The 19872-nt window shown below is 43.3% G+C and carries 16 protein-coding genes and 1 pseudogene; 15 read left to right on the top strand and 2 right to left on the bottom strand.

All coding sequences use genetic code 11. The features are described 5' to 3' along the window. Nucleotides 1-11 precede the first annotated feature (11 nt). Both N179_RS16850 and N179_RS15785 read left to right on the top strand, forming a co-directional pair. Nucleotides 12-386, top strand: a complete 375-nt coding sequence (locus N179_RS16850; RefSeq protein ID WP_083639958.1) for a S8 family serine peptidase — start codon at nt 12-14, stop codon at nt 384-386. A gap of 1552 nt (nt 387-1938) precedes the next feature. Then, a pseudogene (locus N179_RS15785) lies at nt 1939-2666 on the top strand (GntR family transcriptional regulator). Between the two features lie 244 nt (nt 2667-2910). Here N179_RS15785 and N179_RS15780 read toward each other — a convergent pair. Continuing rightward, on the bottom strand, nt 2911-3510 hold the full coding sequence (locus N179_RS15780; RefSeq protein WP_055970057.1) for a DUF624 domain-containing protein: 600 nt from the start codon (nt 3508-3510) through the stop codon (nt 2911-2913). Nucleotides 3511-3539: 29 nt separating this feature from the next. Beyond that, nucleotides 3540-4664 carry a GntR family transcriptional regulator gene (locus tag N179_RS15775; protein WP_075643137.1) on the bottom strand — a complete coding sequence of 375 codons (1125 nt, stop codon included), beginning with the start codon at nt 4662-4664 and terminating at the stop codon, nt 3540-3542. A 367-nt stretch (nt 4665-5031) separates the two neighbouring features. On the opposite strand from N179_RS15775, the gene N179_RS15770 reads away from it, so the two are divergent. From N179_RS15770 to N179_RS15715, 13 genes are all read left to right on the top strand, one after another. Continuing rightward, complete coding sequence (locus tag N179_RS15770; protein ID WP_058265993.1) at nt 5032-6381, top strand: ABC transporter substrate-binding protein; 1350 nt, start codon at nt 5032-5034, stop codon at nt 6379-6381. A 67-nt stretch (nt 6382-6448) separates the two neighbouring features. Continuing rightward, nucleotides 6449-7345: a carbohydrate ABC transporter permease gene (locus N179_RS15765; protein ID WP_053451839.1), complete on the top strand. Its 897-nt coding sequence runs from the start codon at nt 6449-6451 to the stop codon at nt 7343-7345. Between the two features lie 72 nt (nt 7346-7417). Beyond that, complete coding sequence (locus N179_RS15760) at nt 7418-8260, top strand: carbohydrate ABC transporter permease (RefSeq protein ID WP_082487314.1); 843 nt, start codon at nt 7418-7420, stop codon at nt 8258-8260. A gap of 70 nt (nt 8261-8330) precedes the next feature. Next, complete coding sequence (locus N179_RS15755) at nt 8331-9728, top strand: arabinan endo-1,5-alpha-L-arabinosidase (RefSeq protein ID WP_055970046.1); 1398 nt, start codon at nt 8331-8333, stop codon at nt 9726-9728. Nucleotides 9729-10006: 278 nt separating this feature from the next. Further along, nucleotides 10007-11698 carry a ribulokinase gene (gene araB, locus N179_RS15750; protein ID WP_055970043.1) on the top strand — a complete coding sequence of 564 codons (1692 nt, stop codon included), beginning with the start codon at nt 10007-10009 and terminating at the stop codon, nt 11696-11698. Next, nucleotides 11692-12390: an L-ribulose-5-phosphate 4-epimerase gene (gene araD, locus N179_RS15745; protein WP_053451843.1), complete on the top strand. Its 699-nt coding sequence runs from the start codon at nt 11692-11694 to the stop codon at nt 12388-12390. Before araB ends, araD begins: the two co-directional genes overlap by 7 nt. A 33-nt stretch (nt 12391-12423) precedes the next feature. After that, complete coding sequence (gene araA / locus N179_RS15740; protein ID WP_055970040.1) at nt 12424-13911, top strand: L-arabinose isomerase; 1488 nt, start codon at nt 12424-12426, stop codon at nt 13909-13911. A gap of 43 nt (nt 13912-13954) precedes the next feature. Beyond that, nucleotides 13955-15481, top strand: coding sequence for an alpha-N-arabinofuranosidase (locus N179_RS15735; RefSeq protein ID WP_055970037.1), 1527 nt, complete (start codon nt 13955-13957; stop codon nt 15479-15481). Nucleotide 15482: 1 nt separating this feature from the next. Beyond that, nucleotides 15483-15722 (top strand): DUF6171 family protein, encoded by a 240-nt coding sequence (locus N179_RS17310; RefSeq protein ID WP_160315905.1) that lies wholly within the window; start codon nt 15483-15485, stop codon nt 15720-15722. A gap of 17 nt (nt 15723-15739) precedes the next feature. Further along, complete coding sequence (locus N179_RS15730; protein WP_055970034.1) at nt 15740-16738, top strand: aldose epimerase family protein; 999 nt, start codon at nt 15740-15742, stop codon at nt 16736-16738. Next, nucleotides 16735-17904 carry a sn-glycerol-1-phosphate dehydrogenase gene (locus N179_RS15725; protein ID WP_055970031.1) on the top strand — a complete coding sequence of 390 codons (1170 nt, stop codon included), beginning with the start codon at nt 16735-16737 and terminating at the stop codon, nt 17902-17904. Before N179_RS15730 ends, N179_RS15725 begins: the two co-directional genes overlap by 4 nt. Continuing rightward, nucleotides 17901-18848, top strand: a complete 948-nt coding sequence (locus tag N179_RS15720; RefSeq protein WP_055970028.1) for a glycoside hydrolase family 43 protein — start codon at nt 17901-17903, stop codon at nt 18846-18848. Before N179_RS15725 ends, N179_RS15720 begins: the two co-directional genes overlap by 4 nt. Beyond that, complete coding sequence (locus N179_RS15715; protein ID WP_055970025.1) at nt 18845-19789, top strand: glycoside hydrolase family 43 protein; 945 nt, start codon at nt 18845-18847, stop codon at nt 19787-19789. Before N179_RS15720 ends, N179_RS15715 begins: the two co-directional genes overlap by 4 nt. Nucleotides 19790-19872 lie beyond the last annotated feature (83 nt).

Raw genomic sequence — 19872 nt, 5'->3', positions numbered from 1 at the left:
AAATTTATGATATGCCTGCTCAATTATCGAAAGTAGTTTCTGTAGGATCTATTGGTCCGTTAAATACTCAATCTATATTTAGTAACTATGGTAGAAATTTTATTGACTATTACGCAGCAGGAGGGGACTTCAGTTACTTAAATCAATATGGACAAGAGAAATGGATGGAGGAAGGATGGTTTGAGAAAGAATTGATACTGACGACTGGTATGGATGGAGGCTACTACCAAGATGCTGGTGTATCTTATGCAGCTCCAAAAGTTTCTGGAGCAATAGCTTTGTTAATAAGTAAAGAAAAATTGAAAAACAAACCAAATAAAGCTTTAAATCAATTTAAGAAGCTGAATCAAAACAAGTATATTTATTTACCTAACGTATTAAAATAAAAACTTCATCGCACTATACCGTTAAAAAACGATATAGGAGTAGACTAACCTAAATTTTGATACAATATAAAACACCTTCGGAGTGGTACATTTTTAAAATGTACTGACATCGAAGGTGTTTTTGCATAAGAAAATATATCTATTTTCAATAGATACACTTATGTAGTTGGATAGTGATTCGAGAAAATGAGTAATCCAGTTCTGTTGAATGAACTATTCCAGAGCTCATTCCTTTTGAGCAGAATTCGTGAAAAAGTTTATTGGCGCTTTCATAATTCCTCAATTGTCATTAAGAATATAGAACTGCAGAGCATGTTGGAGTACCGAAGGATTCATGTATTTGCTCATGACAGCTTAGCCGCTTGCCACAATCCGTTATTATTGGTGGAAATATTCCTGGAGGGAGAACTTATCATTGATTATTCTGTGAGATCAAAGGAAGAATTATTGAATATGCTAGCAACGAAGAGTTAGGTCGATTAATAACGTGTCTACCGGTTGCGAAGGGAGATTTCATTTTCGTCCCGAGTGGAACGATCCATGCTATCGAAAAGGGCTTCTTGATTCTCGAGACGCAACAATCCTTTGACATGACCTATTGACTGTAAGACTTCGATCGAACGGATGAAGACGGACGAGCTCGTGAACTACATCTGGATAAAGCGGTGACCGTTACGTCCATCTCCGCAAGAAGATGTCATGCTTGAAGTGAAAGCGAAACAGATGAAGACTGCACAGATAAAGAGAATAGTACAGGTTCCCGAATTTAACATCTATCATGTCCAAGCGACGACCGAATTGAAGTTGAAAGCGATTGAACGCTCAAAGTCAATACTGGAGATCAACTTATGCTGACGACAGGTACTTCCTATTCGAATCAAAGGTGAATTGGAATGGATCATGAGAGACGTCCCACTTCCTTCATCCATCTGATTGACGCTGCATCTCGAATGGTTGGTCGAGGTATCACATAGAAAAAAGGACGTGCTTCAAAAATGATTAGAACGTATACATTTTGATAGTGATGTGTATACGTTCTAATCATTTTTCTATGTATCCTCTCGCGTGAAACAAATCTTGCTCGAGAACAAGGAGTCGAGCAAGACGCATCTCCTCGTCGATTCTTTGAACCGGTTCATGGAGGTAAATCTTCCGATTAAATTTATTTGGAAGGACGTAGCGATCAATTCATGTAAGACACTCAATGCATGTGAGGATGTCGTCTCCATGACGTCGAGCCAAATCATTACAATCGAAGAAAACCTGAGCTACTCATTGATTGGTATGAAAGATAATGCTGGGAGACCGATACGGAATCTTGAGACGTTTTCTGAAGAAGTCCGTGATTCTCTTTCTTCTCAAGTAAGGCCTCGCAGGATCTGGATAAGCACGAATCTCAAAGCCGGACGGTCAAGAAGAGTGGACAATGGTTTAAGCGAGTGATCGAAGAGAATGGATTCTTGAGATGATGAAGGATGAACAGGGTATATTTAGCCCTGGTCATCCTTTTTTTGTTATATTATACGAATATGTCTATACATGGGGTGTAATCATGTCTACTAAAAAGAAACCAAAGTATGAGAAAATCGTAGATGAACTACGTAAACGGATCCTTAACGGAGGTTATGATGTCGAGGAAGCGATGCCGGAGAGATCCAACTTGCGGAGGAGTTCGCGGTCAGTCGGATGACGATGAAGCGGGCACTCGAAATCCTTGTGTCGGAAGGCATCATCTATCGTCAACGAGGACAGGGGAGCTTCATCCTGCCTTCGAGCTTCTCACAGAGAAGAATCAACGTGTTGAACAAAGAATCCCAAGGGCTGACGAAGCTTCTCGGCGAGCGGACCGTCAGGAGTGAGGTCCTCCAGTTCGAGGTGCGCTTCCCGTATACGGAGGTCGCCCGTCACTTGATGATCGAGAAGAGCGATCCTGTCTATGAGATCCGGCGCGTCCGTTATGTCGATGACGAACCTTACGTGATCGAGCATACGTTTATGCCCTCCTCGTGGATCACTGGAGTGACGAAGGAGGTCCTTGATAGTTCCATCTATCAATACATCCAGGAAGATCTCGGTTACACGATCACGAGCTCACATAAGATGATTCGTGCGGATAAGCCGAACCAGTGGGTTCGTGATTATCTTGGGAACGAGGAGACCGATCCAATCATCGAGGTCGAGCAAGTCGTCTTTCTCGGGAACGGGAAGCCGTTAGAGTATTCGTTTTCGCGACACCGTTATGATAAGTTCGTCTTTACTTCCGTCCATATCGGTCGATGAATGAAGATGGGTCAAGTTTATGAATATCTTCTCTTTCTGATTAAACTTGAGGGACGCTATAAGAAGGTTCAATGATGGCTAAATAAGAAATGCGTATACATTTCGATGTCGAAATGTATACGCATTTCTTTATCTGTAAAGAATCATAAACAAGCTTAATTACAAAAAATTATATAGGGAAAAGAGATAAATCTTTAGAAAAAATCAAACTGATTTATGCTTGGAAGGTATTATCCAATAATGACTAAGATTTAAGCATTGTGCGATCCAGCTGATGTAAATACAGCTTGGTAATAAGGAAAATAACGAACGAGAAGCCGAACAGTAAATAAAGTGGCGATTGATATGCTAATACAATCAATGTCGTTAGTAAAAGAAAAGAAATCAATAAAACATATCCATAACGTACTAAACTATAAAGAGCTAACTTGAAGGCATCTTTTTTTTTCAACTCATAATGCGAGAGGATTGGAAATAAGAAAACGGAAACAGCTAAAAATGACAAGCTGACGATTGACAGACCCGTAAATAAGAAAGTCTGTCCGGTTTCGATGTGGCGAATGATTAAAAAATCAAAAAGTAAAAACAGTAAGATGAAGGTCCATAACATACCAAATTTTAAATGGTATTGAAGCGCTTCTTTGAAAAAGTGAATGTACGATCGAAAAACACTATAATCTTGATGAACGGACCATTGTCGTGTGACAGCAGTTAGTGCATACAGAGCTGGGAAAATCGTGATGACTGGTAAAAGGGTGATAAAGAAAATAAAGTTCAGCTGTACGAGTCCCGTGGTAAATTCAAGTAATTGGAATAGTTTGTTTTGTTCATGTCTTAAGTTCATAAGTACCTCCCCGAAGTTCTACACAAAAATTAACCAGACTTAGATTCGAGACGATTAAAGGGTGCTGTTGAGTTACGAATAATTAATTCCGGTTCATAAATGTGAGATGGAGGGGCTTCTTTTTTCTCTACTGCTGCGATGATCCGTTCTGCTGCAGCACGTCCAAGTTCTTGTTTCGGATGGATGATCGAAGTCAACTTCACTTCTGTGGCCACTGCAAGGACGGAATCATCATAACCTACAAGAGAGATATCTTGCGGGACAGATAGACGTAGCTTCCTTAACTGATCCAAGACACTTAAGGCTAGTTGATCATTGTAGCAAACCGCAGCACTTGGACGATGATCCTCACTCTCGAAGAGGCGTCCAATCGAATCATAGAAACTTGGAACTAACTCTTCCGTGGTATAAGTGATGATCAATTCTGACTCTAAAGGAATATTGTACTCACGAAACGCACGGAGGAATCCGCGCATTCGATAAACTCCCTGTAAATCATCCGTTTTAAATAAGCCCATGATACGTTCATGACCAAGATTGATTAAATGTTCTGCTGCTAAAAATCCACCTCTTTCGTCATCCATCATGAGATGAGGAGGCATCAATTGGGAGTAATACTGGTTAATCATCAAGTAGGGGATGTTTTGTTGCTCAAGTTCTAGATAATATTTGATGTTCGGATTATGGTTACTACTTTTGGTTGGTTCAACAATTAATCCATCAACTTGACGATCTAACATCATTTCGAGGCATTGACGTTCTTTCTCTACATCATTGTCTGTACACGAAAGTGTCAGAGTATATCCTTTCGAAGCTAAATGAGATTCGATTCCTCGAATGATGGATGGAAAGATGTAATCAGACATATAGGTTGTAATCACACCGATATTCTTGCCGTTATTAGAGCGCTCGATTACCTCAGCTTCTGGTTTAGGAAGTACGTGGGAGCAGTAAGTTCCTGAACCTTGTTCGCGGTACAAATAGCCTTCATTCACAAGCTCTCCAACTGCTTGGCGAATCGTGTGCCGACTAACTTGGAAAGATTGTACAAGTTCACTTTCAGGAGGAATTTTTTCACCAGGACGTACTGTGCCATCCTTAATCCAATCAAGTATATGATTCTTCACGATGCTATATTTTGTCCGTTGTGCCATAAGGCGTCCCTGCTTTCTCTCTTGTATCAGCAAACTTATCCGTACAAGATATGATAGTACTTACATATTAGCAAAGATTTGTCCGGTTTGCTATGGATTTAAGAGAAAATCAATCGATAAATCATTTAAATGTACGTACAAAAAAGAAATAAATGACAAAAAATCAAATTGACATGTCCGAATGTGTGTAATAGACTCAAATTGTGCAGAAAACGCTTTCATTGTTCATTTGACTTGTTTTAATTGTCTTTTATTATAGCGTTGTGTGGGCTTCGCTATAAAAAATATCGTATTTGCTTAAAAAAATATGTACGTACATCTTAATTCCGCTTTGACACTGAAAATTAATGCACTGGAGGAATTCACAATGAACCTTAAAACAAAGAAGATGTTTACGCTAACTATGACTGCCTTGATGACAACATCAATAGCATTAGCTGGTTGTTCAGGAGATGGTAAAAGTGCGGATGGAAAAGTCGAACTCACATTCATGTTTCGTGGAAATCCTGAAGAACTAAAAGCGTACAAAGCAACAGTAAAACGATTTGAAGAAGCCAATAAAGACGTTAAAGTGACAATGGTACAAACAGCTCCGGACCAATATGATACAAAATTAAAATCTGCTATCGCAGGACGTAAAGTACCCGATGTCTTTTTCTACAATCCGGCTCAAGTCAAAGCTTACGTGAACTCGGGTGTACTACTAGATATCACAAAGAACGTCGAAGGATCGAAGGACATCCAGTTAGAGGATATCTGGAAAAAAGGTGTTGATAAATACCGGTATGATGGAAAGGTACTTGGCAAAGGCGCTATTTACGGTCTTCCAAAAGATTTAGGACCATTTGCGCTCGGCTATAATAAAACGATGTTCGAAAAAGCAAAGGTATCACTTCCGGATAAAGACAAACCATACACGTGGGATGAGTTTATTCAGGTAGCTAAGAAGTTAACGAAGGATACGAACGGTGATGGGAAAATGGATCAGTATGGCACTGGATTTAACGTGAACTGGGCATTGCAACCATTCGTCTGGAGTAATGGGGCAGACTGGATCAATGAAGAGGGAACGAAGGTAACGATTGACGATCCAAAATTCATCGAAGCCCTCCAATTTTTTGTGGACCAGCAGTTAAAACATAAAGTAACTCCATCTATTGGAGAGTCACAGACACTCGATACGTATCAACGGTGGATGAAAGGGCAACTGGCGTTCTTCCCAGTCGGTCCTTGGGATATGGCAGCTTTCAAAGATCAATTAAAGTTCGAATATGACCTTCTTCCATGGCCAGCAGGATCAACAGGGAAAGCAGCTGGTTGGGTTGGATCACTCGGAATCGGTGTAGGGTCAACGACGCAACATAAAAAAGAAGCGACAGAACTAGCCATGTACTTATCTGCCAATCAAGAAGGACAACAGGCTTTGGTAGATGCACAAGTACAATTACCGAACAGCATGAAAATCGCTAAAAATTGGGTAGAAGACACATCCATTAAACCTGCTAATAAACAGGAGTTCCTTGATTTGATCAATGATTACGGACGCGGTATGCCAGCAGAAAAAACATACACTGCTGAATGGTATGACGAGTTCTTCAAAAACATCCAGCCTGTCCTCGATGGAAAAACATCAGTGGAAGACTATGTGAAAAAAGAGCAACCAAAAATGCAAAAGTTGCTAGATGATGCCATCGCTCAAGAGAAACAGGCGAACTAACTAGAGGTGATGAGTCGGGTGGCGTAAGTCGCCACCTGAATCTCTAGTGTAGAAAGGATGGAAGAAAATGAAGACAAAACCGATTTCCAAGTTATATCGTACGGAGCAACGGTATGCTTACCTATTCGTTGCGGCTCCGATAATTGGGTTCTTTCTGTTTGCTTTAATTCCGTTAATGTATTCCTTCTATGGTGCATTCACGAACTGGAACGGACTTGGACAAATGAAGTTTATTGGTCTTGAAAATTTCATTAACGTGTTCCAAGACGAGTATTTCTATAAAGCCATGTACAACACGCTGTTCATGATGATTGGGATTCCCATTGGTATCGTATTAGCGTTATTACTTGCCCTCGCTTTGAATCGAGGGATTTTTGGTACAAATACGTTCCGGGTTATCTATTACATTCCCGTCATTTCTTCCATCGCCGCTGTCTCGATTTTGTGGCAGTGGGCATATAACGGTGATTATGGTTTGGTGAATCAGTTCTTAGACTTAATCGGTATCGACGGTCCGAACTGGCTCCAAAATGCTAATACCGTTAAACCGGCGTTGATCGTCATGGCAATTTGGAAAGGTCTTGGCTATACGATGCTCTTGTATTTGGCAGCCTTGCAGAGCGTACCGCGTTCATATTATGAAGCAGCGAAGTTAGATGGTGCGAATGCTTGGCACTGTTTTTGGTATATTACACTCCCGATGGTTAAACCTGTCACTTTCTTCATCATCGTGACAAATATTATTGGTGGTGCGCAAATCTTTACGGAAATCAACGTCATGACACCGACAGGAGGACCGGAGTATTCATCTGCTTCTGCCGTCTTCTACATTTGGCAAAAATCCTTTGGAAACTTCCAGCTCGGTTATGCTTCAGCAATGGCGCTCGTTCTCGGTCTTTTCATTTTCATCGTTACCTTGTTCCAATTCCGTATGAACGAAAAATCATCATTTGACTTGGATTGAGGCGTTAATACCTTAGAAAGGAGAATGACCATGCAGTTAGCTCTTACCCGTAAAAAAGAAAATGTAGAGACGATGTCCGTGAAGAAAAAAGATCGGATTACTGATATCTTCGTCTTTATCTTTCTGACGATGGGTGCAATCGTCATGATCGCACCCTTATTATGGATGGTGTCAACCTCTCTGAAATCGAAAGATGAAGTGTTTTCACTTCCGCCCGTGTGGATTCCTACCGACATATCGTTCAATAAGTATTTTGAGATTTGGAATATGGGTCCGCTCTTGTCTGGTATATCAAACAGTCTGATTGTCGCCCTATCTGTCACGATCGTTGGAACATTCACCTCGAGTCTCGCGGCATTTGCGTTCGCTAAGTTGAATTTTAGGGGGAAGAATAAAATCTTCCTTCTCTTGTTTGCGTCTGTCATGATTCCGTACCCTGTCCTGATGATTCCACAGTTTATGATGTTCTCAGAAATCGGATGGGTCGATACACTTCTTCCGTTGATCGTACCTGGTTTATTCGGAAATATTTTCATGATTTTCTTCTTACGTCAGTTCTTGAACAGTATTCCGAATTCTATCATCGAAGCTGCAAAAATTGACGGTTGCTCCTATTTTCAAATCTTTTATAAAATCGTCTTCCCGTTGATCAAGCCCGCTGTAGCCGCACAATTAATTCTATGGTTCATGGCTATCTGGAACGATTATCTCGGTCCAATTCTTTATCTCAACTCTCCCGAGAAACAAACCTTACAATTGGTCATCGCCAATTTTAATGCATCCTATGCCATCCAAAGTGATTATCCGTTAATCATGGCTGCGTCTGTTGTCGCATTATTACCGATGTTAATCGTCTTCATGATTTTTCAGAAGCAAATCATCGAATCGATTGCCATTTCTGGTGTTAAAGGGTGAGGGGTAATGAAAAAATGGAACACCCGTCTTTGCTTAAGACGGGTGTTTGTGATTAAAGGAGGAAAACAGTATGAAAAATATGGTGATGGGGATGGTTGTCTTGTTCATTGTAGGTTGCGCTTATTTTTGGTGGTCTACCAATGCATCGCTTCAGGATTTGGATTTACCGAAAGCGCCATTCGATAAGAAGGTAATGGATGTACAACCCGATGTTTTGAATCAAGAAAAGAAGTGGACAACAAACTTTACGCATGATGGGGCAATCATAAAGGAAGGTGATACCTACTATGTGTTCTCGACAGATTATATGGTAGGAGGTGCACCGACACCGGGCATCCAGGTTCGGAAATCAAAAGATCTCATTAATTGGCAATTCACAGGTCGTGTATTTGATGAAGTCTCTCAAGAAGCGTTCAATTGGACAGGAGGAAATACATTTTGGGCGCCCTCGATTACAAAAATCAAGGGTACATTTTACCTCTACTATTCTGTCTCAAAAGTCGGCAGTCGTACCTCGTACATTGGAATGACGAGTGCTTCTAATATTGAGGGACCATGGCACGATCAGGGAGTCGTCATCGCTTCAAAAGAAGGGGATGGAAAAACGGTTAATGCGATTGATCCTCACGTGCTAAAAGACCAAACAGGAAAATGGTGGATGACGTATGGATCCTATTTTGGTGGTATCTTCTTAACGGAAATCAATCCGAATACGGGAAAATTGATGAAGAAGTCGTCAGAAGGAAAGTTACTTGCTAAGCGAAAAGATATGACAATGGGAATAGAAGGTCCAGAAATTCTTTACAACGCAAAAACAGGTTATTACTACTTGATGGTTTCATATGGTTGGTTAGAAGATTCGTATAACGTAAGAATTGGGCGATCAAAATCGATCGATGGACCCTATGTTGATTCTCGTGGGCGTGATTTACGGGATACTTCGGATGAATCATTTGATACTGGTTTAAAAATTGTTGGCTCCTACCGTTTTGAAGGAGACGACGGTTACGTGGGGACCGGTCATTCTGCATTTTTACAGGATGGAGAAGATACTTTTATTATCCATCAAGCTCGACCAAGCGAAGATATCTATTGGTCGCAATTGCAGATCCGAAAAGTGTATTGGACAAAAGATGGGTGGCCAGTGGTTTCGCCTGAACGATACGCGGGTGAAAAGAATATTAGTGTTCAAAAAGACCAGATCGTTGGAGAATGGGAAATCATTATTTTTCCGCGATTTGATGATGGTCAGCAACAATCAAGAAAGCTGAAGTTGCAAAAAGATGGCACTCTTCTTGATGAGGAAGGTTCGTGGCAATTAAAGAAGAACATCCTTAGTCTACGCATTGGGCAAGAAAGCTATGAATTACGGGTCGGTGCAGCGTGGGATTGGGAAAATTGGAAATCCACGATCATCATGACAGGTCTTAGTGAGGATGGAACAGCAATTTGGACAAAAAAACGTTAAATCAATTATTTGTACGGACAAATAACTGTATTGAAGAAGATTAAAGGTTTAATAAATAGAAAAAAACGTAAATAATTGCGTATTTCTCTGAAAAATGATTGCTAATTCCTAAATAATTGATACAATCATAGTGTAAGTTATACGTACAAATTTATTGTTTATTTAAGTTTTCTGCACAAATTTTGATTATTTGTCCGGATGAAAATGAGGGAGTGCCCACACACTTTATTTTTTCTTCTGAAATGTAAGCGTATTCTTTTTGGGAGTAGGGTGATGAAATGTCGAAATATACAATCGGAATTGATTATGGCACGCAATCAGGTAGAGCCGTCTTGATTGATGTCGAAACAGGTCATGAAGTGGCGACTGCAGTCAAACCATATACACATGGAGTAATGGATCAATTTTTGCCTGATGGAAAAACACGGCTTGAACATGACTGGGCACTCCAACATCCGCGTGATTATTTAGAGGTCCTAGAATTGACGATCCCCGCAGTTGTCAAAGAGGCAGGTATTACGAAGGAACAAGTCATTGGGCTTGGTATCGACTTTACAGCTTGTACGATTCTACCGATCGATGTCGATTTAAATCCGTTGTGCTTCCGTGAAGAGTATCAAGATAATCCGCATAGCTATGTGAAGTTGTGGAAGCATCATGCAGCTCAAGATGAGGCAGACGCTTTGAACCGTATTGCGAGTGAACGAGAAGAACCTTTCTTAAAACGCTACGGCGGAAAAATTTCATCCGAATGGATGATTCCGAAGGTCTGGCAAATTCTAAACGAAGCACCCTCCATTTACGAAGCTGCTCACGAAATTTTAGAAGCGACGGATTGGGTCGTTTCTCAGTTAACTGGAAAAGTGGTACGCAATAGTTGCACGGCCGGTTATAAAGCGATCTGGCACAAACAGGAAGGCTATCCTTCTAAAGAGTTTTTCAAAGCGTTAGATCCACGACTTGAGAACGTAGTCGAGGAGAAGCTTTCAAACGACATCTCACCCATTGGGGCCAAAGCAGGAGAATTAACAATATCCTTTGCAGAACGAATCGGTCTCCTTCCGGGAACTGCCGTTGCAGTAGGTAATGTAGATGCTCATGTTGCAGTACCTGCGGTTGGAATCACAGAACCCGGTAAGTTGTTGATGGTGATGGGAACGTCTACTTGTCATATCCTGCTTGGTGAAGAGGAACAGGTCGTACCCGGTATGTGCGGTATCGTCGAAGATGGGGTCTTACCAGGGTTAATGGGATATGAAGCTGGTCAGTCCTGTGTCGGAGATCATTTCGAATGGTTCATCGAAAACTGTGTACCAAGTGACTATTTGCAAGAAGCGAACATTCAAGGTGTTAGTACGCACCAATTATTGACTGATAAGGCAACGATGCAACGCGTCGGTGAACATGGATTGATCGCTCTTGATTGGTGGAATGGAAATCGTTCTACACTGGTAGATACGAATCTGACGGGAGTACTTCTAGGTGCAACATTACTGACGAAACCAGAAGATATCTACCGCGCATTGATCGAAGCGACTGCTTATGGCACGCGAACGATTGTTGAAGCGTTCCGAACAAGCGGTGTTCCCGTCCACGAAGTATACGCTGCAGGAGGAATTGCGGAGAAAAATGCCTTGATGATGCAGATTTATGCCGACGTCCTAAACATGGAAATCAAGATTTCAGCCTCTTCTCAAACTCCAGCTTTAGGATCTGCCATGTTCGGTGCCGTAGCCGCAGGAGCAGAACGAGGTGGTTATGCCACCATCACTGAAGCAGCGACGAAGATGGGACGTGTAAAAGAAAAAACATATCTTCCGATTCCAGAAAACGTTGAAGTGTATGAGGCGCTGTTTGCTGAATACACGAAGCTATACGATTATTTCGGTCGTGGAGAAAATGATGTGATGAAGCGATTAAAGAAAATTAAGGCGGAAGCGTCACGTCAGAAAGGGGAACCAGTATGGTGAGTCGTCAATTAAAAGAAGAAGTGCTTGAAGCGAACCTAGCATTACCGAAGCATGACTTGGTCACCTTTACGTGGGGGAATGTTAGTGGGATTGATCGAAATGCGGGTTTGGTCGTCATCAAACCGAGCGGTGTCCCGTATGATGCTTTGGCGATAGAGGATTTGGTCGTAGTCGATTTAGAAGGCAACGTCGTCGAGGGCAATCTTCGTCCATCTTCTGATACGCCAACACATTTGGCTTTGTATCGGGCTCTGCCTGAGATAGGAGGCATTGTCCATACGCATTCCCCTTGGGCGACGAGCTGGGCGCAAGCAAAGCGAGCGATTCCTGCCTTTGGGACGACACATGCCGACTACTTTTACGGAGAAATTCCGTGTACACGTGAATTATCTGATGAAGAGATCGAGACGGCGTACGAGCTGGAAACCGGAAACGTCATCATTGAGACGCTGAACGAACTGCATTTAGAACCTGTTGCCGTACCCGGTGTACTGGTCGCAAATCATGCACCTTTTTGTTGGGGCAAGGATGCGGATGAAGCCGTACACAATGCAGTCGTACTTGAGGAAGTAGCCAAGATGGGTATTCATGCCTTGAATCTGAATCCAGGATTAGCACCCATCAAACAAAGCATCTTAGATAAACACTACTTGCGCAAACATGGAGAAAACGCCTACTACGGTCAGAAATGATAGGTGCACATAGCTAGATGAGGGGGATTTTAAATGTTGACAGCAAACACACACGAATTTTGGTTCGTGACAGGAAGCCAGATGCTCTACGGTGAGGAGGTACTTCGTCAAGTCGAAACACATTCGAAAGAGATCGTCTCAGGATTAGATGCAGCGGATGTCTTCCGAGATCGAATTGTTTACAAGGGAGTCGTCAAAAATGCAGAAGAAATTCGGCAGATGATGTTGCGGGCGAATGCTGATGATGCCTGTGCCGGTGTGATCACATGGATGCATACCTTCTCACCATCGAAAATGTGGATCAGTGGGATGCGTGTGTTACAAAAACCTTTGCTTCATTTTGGAACACAGTTCAATCGTGACATCCCGTGGGATGCGATCGATATGGATTTCATGAACCTCAATCAGTCGGCGCACGGTGATCGTGAACATGGTTTTATCACAAGTCGGATGAACGTGAAGCGAAAAGTACTCGTCGGACATTGGGAAGATGAACTCACACGCCAAAAGATGTCATCTTGGATGAATGTGGCACATGCGTTAGCGGAAAGTAAGAACTTAAAGGTCGCGCGTTTTGGTGACAACATGCGGAATGTAGCGGTGACGGAAGGTGATAAAGTCGAAGCCCAGATTCAACTGGGCTGGACGGTCGATGGGTATGGTGTCGGTGATCTCGTCACCTATATGAATGCGGTATCGGAGTCGGATTTAGATGACTTGATGGAAGAATATCGCACGCGGTATGAAATGACGAATACTGGAATGGAAGAAGAAGCATTCCAGGAATCGGTCCGCTATCAAGGGCGCATCGAACTCGGCATGAAAGCTTTTCTTGAAGCAGGTGGATACACGGCCTTCACGACAACCTTCGAAGACCTACATGGCATCAATCAACTACCTGGACTAGCCGTCCAACGATTGATGGAGCAAGGGTACGGGTTTGCTGGAGAAGGAGACTGGAAAACCGCAGCACTTGTTCGACTTATGAAAATCATGGCGAGCAACGAACGGACATCTTTCATGGAAGACTATACTTATCATTTTGAACCAGGCAACGAGATGGTACTCGGAGCGCATATGCTCGAGATTTGTCCGACGATTGCGGTCGATAAGCCTAGAATCGAAGTTCATCCTCTCGGAATCGGAGATCGTGAAGCGCCAGCGCGGATGGTATTCGAAGGACAGAATGGCAAGGCATTGAACGCTAGTCTGATTGATTTAGGACATCGCTTCCGTCTCTTGGTAAACACAGTTGAGGGCATCCAACCTGAGGAAGCAATGCCGAATCTTCCGGTGGCACGTGTTCTATGGAAAACAGAACCATCGATGGCTCAAGCTGTCGAAAACTGGATCCAAGCCGGGGGAGCGCACCATACTTGTTACTCGTACGAAGTAACAACTGAACAATTGCGCGACTTCGCAGAACTTCTGAACATTGAAATTGCTGTTATCGATAAAGAAACGGAGACGGTTCGATTTAATAATGAGTTACGTTGGAATGAACTGTACTATCGACCATAATTTATTGGGACCTTGCTAGGTCCCTTTTCTTGGAGGAGATACTATGAATAACCAACTCGTCACATCAACGTTAAATACAAAAGAAGCGGCAACACAATTGATCGTCAACGTGGATTTACCAAAAGGTAAAATCAGTAAACATATCTATGGACACTTTGCGGAACACCTCGGGCGTTGTATTTATGAAGGTCTTTGGGTCGGTCCGGAGTCGACCATACCGAATACAGATGGCATTCGGAACGATGTACTAACAGCATTGAAGAAATTGAACATTCCGGTCTTACGCTGGCCGGGTGGGTGCTTTGCAGACGAATACCACTGGAAAGATGGTATCGGACCGAATGAAAACCGAAAACGGATGGTCAATACACATTGGGGTGGCGTCGTTGAAAACAATCATTTCGGAACCCATGAATTTATGCGTCTTTGTGAACTACTAGAGTGTGAGCCTTATATTTGTGGAAACGTGGGAAGTGGAACCGTCCAAGAGATGTCTGAATGGGTGGAGTACATGACGTTCAATGGTGAGTCACCGATGGCGAACTGGCGTCAGGAGAATGGCCGTATAGAGCCATGGTCGCTTACGTATTTCGGTGTTGGTAACGAGAACTGGGGTTGCGGTGGAAATATGCGTCCGGAATATTATGCCGACCTATATCGACGCTATCAGACCTATGTGCGTAACTACGATGGCAATCAACTCTACAAGATTGCTGGTGGTGCAAACATTGATGATTATAAATGGACTGAAGTTCTTATGCGTGAAGCGGGTACGATGATGGATGGTCTCAGCCTTCACTATTACACGATCCCAGGCGATTTTTGGTTAGGTAAGGGATCAGCGCTAGACTTTACGGAAGATGAATGGTTCCTCACCTTGAAACGTGCTTATTACATGGATGAACTGATTACAAAGCATGGACAAATCATGGATCAATATGATCCAGAGAAGCGGGTCGGTCTCATCATCGATGAATGGGGAACATGGTTTGACGTTGAACCAGGAACAAATCCAGGCTTCTTGTATCAACAAAACTCTATTCGGGATGCACTCGTCGCAGCAATTCACTTCAATATCTTCCATAAGCATAATGACCGTGTTCACATGGCGAATATCGCGCAAATGGTCAATGTACTTCAAGCGATGATTTTAACGGAGGGAGACCAGTTCATTCTCACACCGACATACCATGTCTTTGAGATGTATCGTGTCCATCAAGATGCTGAACGTGTCGAGCTAGCAGCCATCACGCGTGACTATGTAGCCAAAGAAGAATCGATTCCTTCTGTAAACGCGACAGCTTCTCGTGATGCTGATGGTGTATTGCATATTAGCCTCTGCCAGCTCGATCATCAAAACAGCGATAAGGTCGAAATTGATCTGCGAGGAATGGGTACGATTTCGGACGTATCAGCGCGCATTTTAACAGCAGATCATCTCAATGCCCATAATACATTTGAACAACCAGACGTGGTTGCGCCACGTGAGCATGAGGTCAAGGTGACGGAAGACGGGAAGCTCATCATGGATGTTCCAGCGATGAGCGTCATCACACTGGCGGTTCGCTGAGATGAAAGTCGTCGAGACAAGACGGTGTCGTACTTGTCCTCCAACAGAAGTAGACACTGATTGGTTATTGACCATCGACGCGGAAGTCATGGCACAAGTCACGGACGCTGAATATCAGGAACGTCTTCGTCAATGTGCAGTCTGTTCGTTTTACCAGGACGATACCTGTTTGAAATGCGGATGCTATGTCTCTTATCGGGCACGCCTTGCAACGAAGCATTGTCCGGTGAAGGTTTGGTGAAAAAGGAGCGACTTGAGATGGAACGACAAGAAGTAATAGATCAGACGGCATTTACGCTCGAGAACGATATGTGTCGTTTACGTATATTGACATATGGAGCAACTCTGCAAGAGTTTTCGATTCAAGATGAGGGATGGAAAAACCTCATCTTGTCTTACGATACGGTTGAGGAATACATGACAGACACATATTACTTGGGCGCGACGGTCGGCCGTGTGGCTGGGCGAATCGAGGACGGAACATTCGATATGGACGGTGTAACGTACCATCTGTCTCAAAACGAAGGGAAGCATCATCTTCACGGAGGAGACGGTCTTCACTGTCGATTCTGGAAAGTGGAAGACGTATCCAATACGCATCTCATTCTTCGGTATGTAAGTCCTGATGGTGAGAATGGCTATATGGGTGCACTCGATGTCAGAGCTTCGTTTGTATTGTTAAAAGACGGTGTCAAGATTACGTATCAGGCAACCAGTGACACAGATACAGTGGTTGATATGACAAATCATACGTATTTCAATCTAAGTAGCGGAAACCGAGATGTCTTACAGCATGAATTGACGTTACCGGCTAATCAATTTGCTGAGCTTCGAAATGATTTGATTCCTACAGGTCGCCTATTGGATGTCGATCAGACCCCTTTCGACTTCCGATCAGGACGAATGCTGGGAGATGGTCCAGCTTCAAGCCATCCACAAAATCAACTCGTCAATGGTTATGATCATCCTTTTGTATTCGACGACCAACGAAAAGCGACGCTGTACGATCCTGAAAGTAAACGCTCCTTGATGTTGTCTACGACTGCACCTGCTCTCGTGCTCTATTCAGGAAACCAGATGAATGAAGAAACGATGTTACGTGAGGGACGCTCTCGAAAATATTATGGTGTTTGTCTGGAGCCTCAACATCTTCCTGACGCCGTTCATCACAGTAATTTTCCTTCTATCCAATTATCGGCGGGGCAGACGTATCACTGGGAAACGGAATATCGTGTCGGGAAAGGAGTCAGTCGATGAACCTCGAACAGATACAAAAGCAGGTTGCCACATGTTTTTGTGGAAATCCACACCATCCGATTTCGATTGAGCAAATCAATGCCTCGGAAAAGGTGTGGCAATCGCTAGTCAAGTTTGTGCAGAAGAAAGAGTGGCGGCATCTTCTCGTCATCGCTGATGTCACTACGCAGACGGTCGGTTATTCCCCGTTGCAGAAAGCATTGATGACGGTAGGAATTGATGTCACCTTAGTCACGCTCTCACCGAACAAACAAGGGGACGTCGCAGCTGATGAACTAGCAGTTGTACAAGTAATGCTCGAGCTGAATGATAGTGTGGATGCATTGATTGCACTTGGAGCAGGTACCATTCATGATGTGACGCGGTTTTGTGCTGCGAAAGCAAAAATCCCATTCTTATCTGTGCCGACCGCTCCTTCAGTGGACGGATTTACTTCAAAAGGAGCCCCCTTAATCATAAGAGGGAAGAAAATCACCTATCAGCTCGTCTCACCAATTGCAGTATTCATCCCAAGCGACATTATCCGTGATGCACCTCGTGCGTTAGTGGCGGCAGGTGTCGGCGACATGCTTGGGAAGTACACCTCCTTACTGGATTGGCGTTTTGGTGCCTCTGATGGACAAGAACCCTTTTGTCCTGTAGTTGCTCGATTGACAGAACAAGCTTTATTCGATTGTGTAAAAGCTCTACCAGATATCTATGCAGAAAAAGCGGAAGGTTTAGATCAGCTGATGGATTCATTGATTTTATCAGGAATTGCGATGTTGATTTTTGGACACTCACATCCTGCATCTGGTGGAGAACACCACCTCTCTCATTACTGGGAGATGGACTTCTTGACACACGAACGTCCGGCGGTCTTGCATGGCACCAAAGTTGCAATTGCGACGATGGAACTCATCGATACCTATAAAACGATGATTCAAGAGCAGTCTACTGTACCGAGGGAGATGGAGGAGTGGGCGACTCAGCTCCCGACACGACAGAAGATGGAGTCCGTTTTTAATTCGTTACAAGCCCCGATTCGACCAGAGGAAATCGGTATTTCACCCCTTCTCCTGGCGAGTAGCAAGAGAGAAGCGTATCGGCTTCGCGAAAGACACACCCTGTTAAAACAGTTGAGCTTACAAACGACCCACTTTGAAACAGAGGAGCGTTCATTATGACAGAGACAATCGTAAATCCAATCGTAGAACAACGCGCGGATCCATGGATCATGCGTCATACAGATGGCTATTATTATTTTACGGCGTCCTTACCTGATTTTAGCGGGATTCCGCTACGTCGCGCTCAGACGCTCGGGGAATTGACTGGAGCAGAAGAGAAAGTCGTGTGGAAGAAGCGCTCCACTGGAATTATGAGTGCCAACATTTGGGCGCCAGAATTGCATTATATTCAAGGGAAATGGTATCTCTATTTCGCGGCGGCACGTGAAGATGCTATTTTTGATCATCGCATGTATGTTCTCGAGAATGTTTCATCCAATCCGTTGGAAGGCGAATGGGTGGAAAAAGGACGAATCAAGACATGGAAAGAATCGTTCGCCCTCGATGCAACAACTTTCGAGCATGAGAACCGGTTATATTACATTTGGGCTCAGAAAGATCCTAAAATTGAAGGGAATTCCAATCTCTATATTTCTGAAATGGAGAATCCTTGGACATTGACAGGGCCCCAGACCATGATTGCAACACCTGAATATTCATGGGAAAAAGTCGGCTTTCTGGTGAACGAAGGACCTGCTGTTATGAAGCGGAATGGACATATATATGTGACGTTCTCAGCAAGTGCAACAAATCATAACTATTGTGTAGGTCTTCTTCGTATCGATGAAAAAGAAGATATGTTAGATGCCACTCATTGGAAAAAATACCCGCAACCCATTCTTACGACAAATGAGTCAATTCGTGAATACGGACCAGGTCATAACAGTTTCACGACACTCGCAGATGGGACCGATATAATTGTCTATCATGCGCGGAACTATAAAGATATCGAAGGTGATCCATTATGGGATCCGAATCGCCATACGTATATACGACCATTTTCTTGGCAGGGAGATATGCCTATTTTTAAAAACAGGATGGTCAACAAGGAGGTCACACGATGAACCAGACAGAGGATCGGAATCTTGTTTTAGAGCAACGGGCAGATCCATGGGTGTATCTTCATTCTGATGGTTATTATTATTTCACAGCATCCGTTCCCGAATACGATCGAATCGAATTGCGTCGTGCTAAATCTCTTCATGAACTAAAAGATGTAGAAGCGGTGACAGCTTGGGTCAAACCTGATACTGGTCCGATGAGTGATCTGATTTGGGCACCCGAATTACATCATATTCATGGGAAATGGTATCTTTATTTTGCAGCTGCGAAGTCACGTGAAATTGTAAACGGACTCTTTGATCATCGCATGTTTGTGTTAGAGAATGGTTCGGACAACCCGCTAGAAGGCGAATGGATAGAACGAGGACAAATTGAAACACAGTGGGATTCATTTGCCCTTGATGCGACCGTGTTCGAACATCAAGATGTTCATTACTTAGTATGGGCACAAAAAGATCCTTTCATCGAAGGGAACTCGAACCTATATATCGCTTCTTTAAAGAATCCTTGGACCATTCAAAAACCGCAAGTCATGTTGACAAAGCCAGAGCTTGATTGGGAGACAAAAGGCTTTCTGGTGAACGAAGGACCTGCAGTCCTGAAGCGTCACGGACAAATCTTCATTACGTATTCTGCTAGTGCAACGGATGAGAATTATTGCATGGGTATGTTGAGTGCTTCAGAAGACGATGATCCACTGAATCCGGATGTTTGGGAAAAGTCATTGCGGCCAGTCTTCGCGACGAACGATGCGGCTAGCCAATATGGACCAGGACATAATAGCTTTACGATAGATGAGCAGGGACGCGACGTTATTGTCTATCATGCACGGACCTACACGGAAATTGAGGGTGACCCTTTGTACGATCCGAATCGTCATACACGGGCACAGATCTTTACGTGGGGTATTGATAAGAAGCCATATTTTGATAAGCCGATTTAAGTAGAATCAATACTAGCTTTTTACTCATATGAAATATAGTGAATGTCGTATACGCGGTGTCGAGTTAAACGGCCATGAAGTCA

The sequence above is a fragment of the Exiguobacterium indicum HHS 31 genome (assembly GCF_001939065.1).
Classification (GTDB): Bacteria; Bacillota; Bacilli; order Exiguobacteriales; family Exiguobacteriaceae; genus Exiguobacterium_A; species Exiguobacterium_A indicum.
Note: the sequence above shows the minus strand (reverse complement) of the source record. Positions and strands in the feature narration are given on the sequence as shown.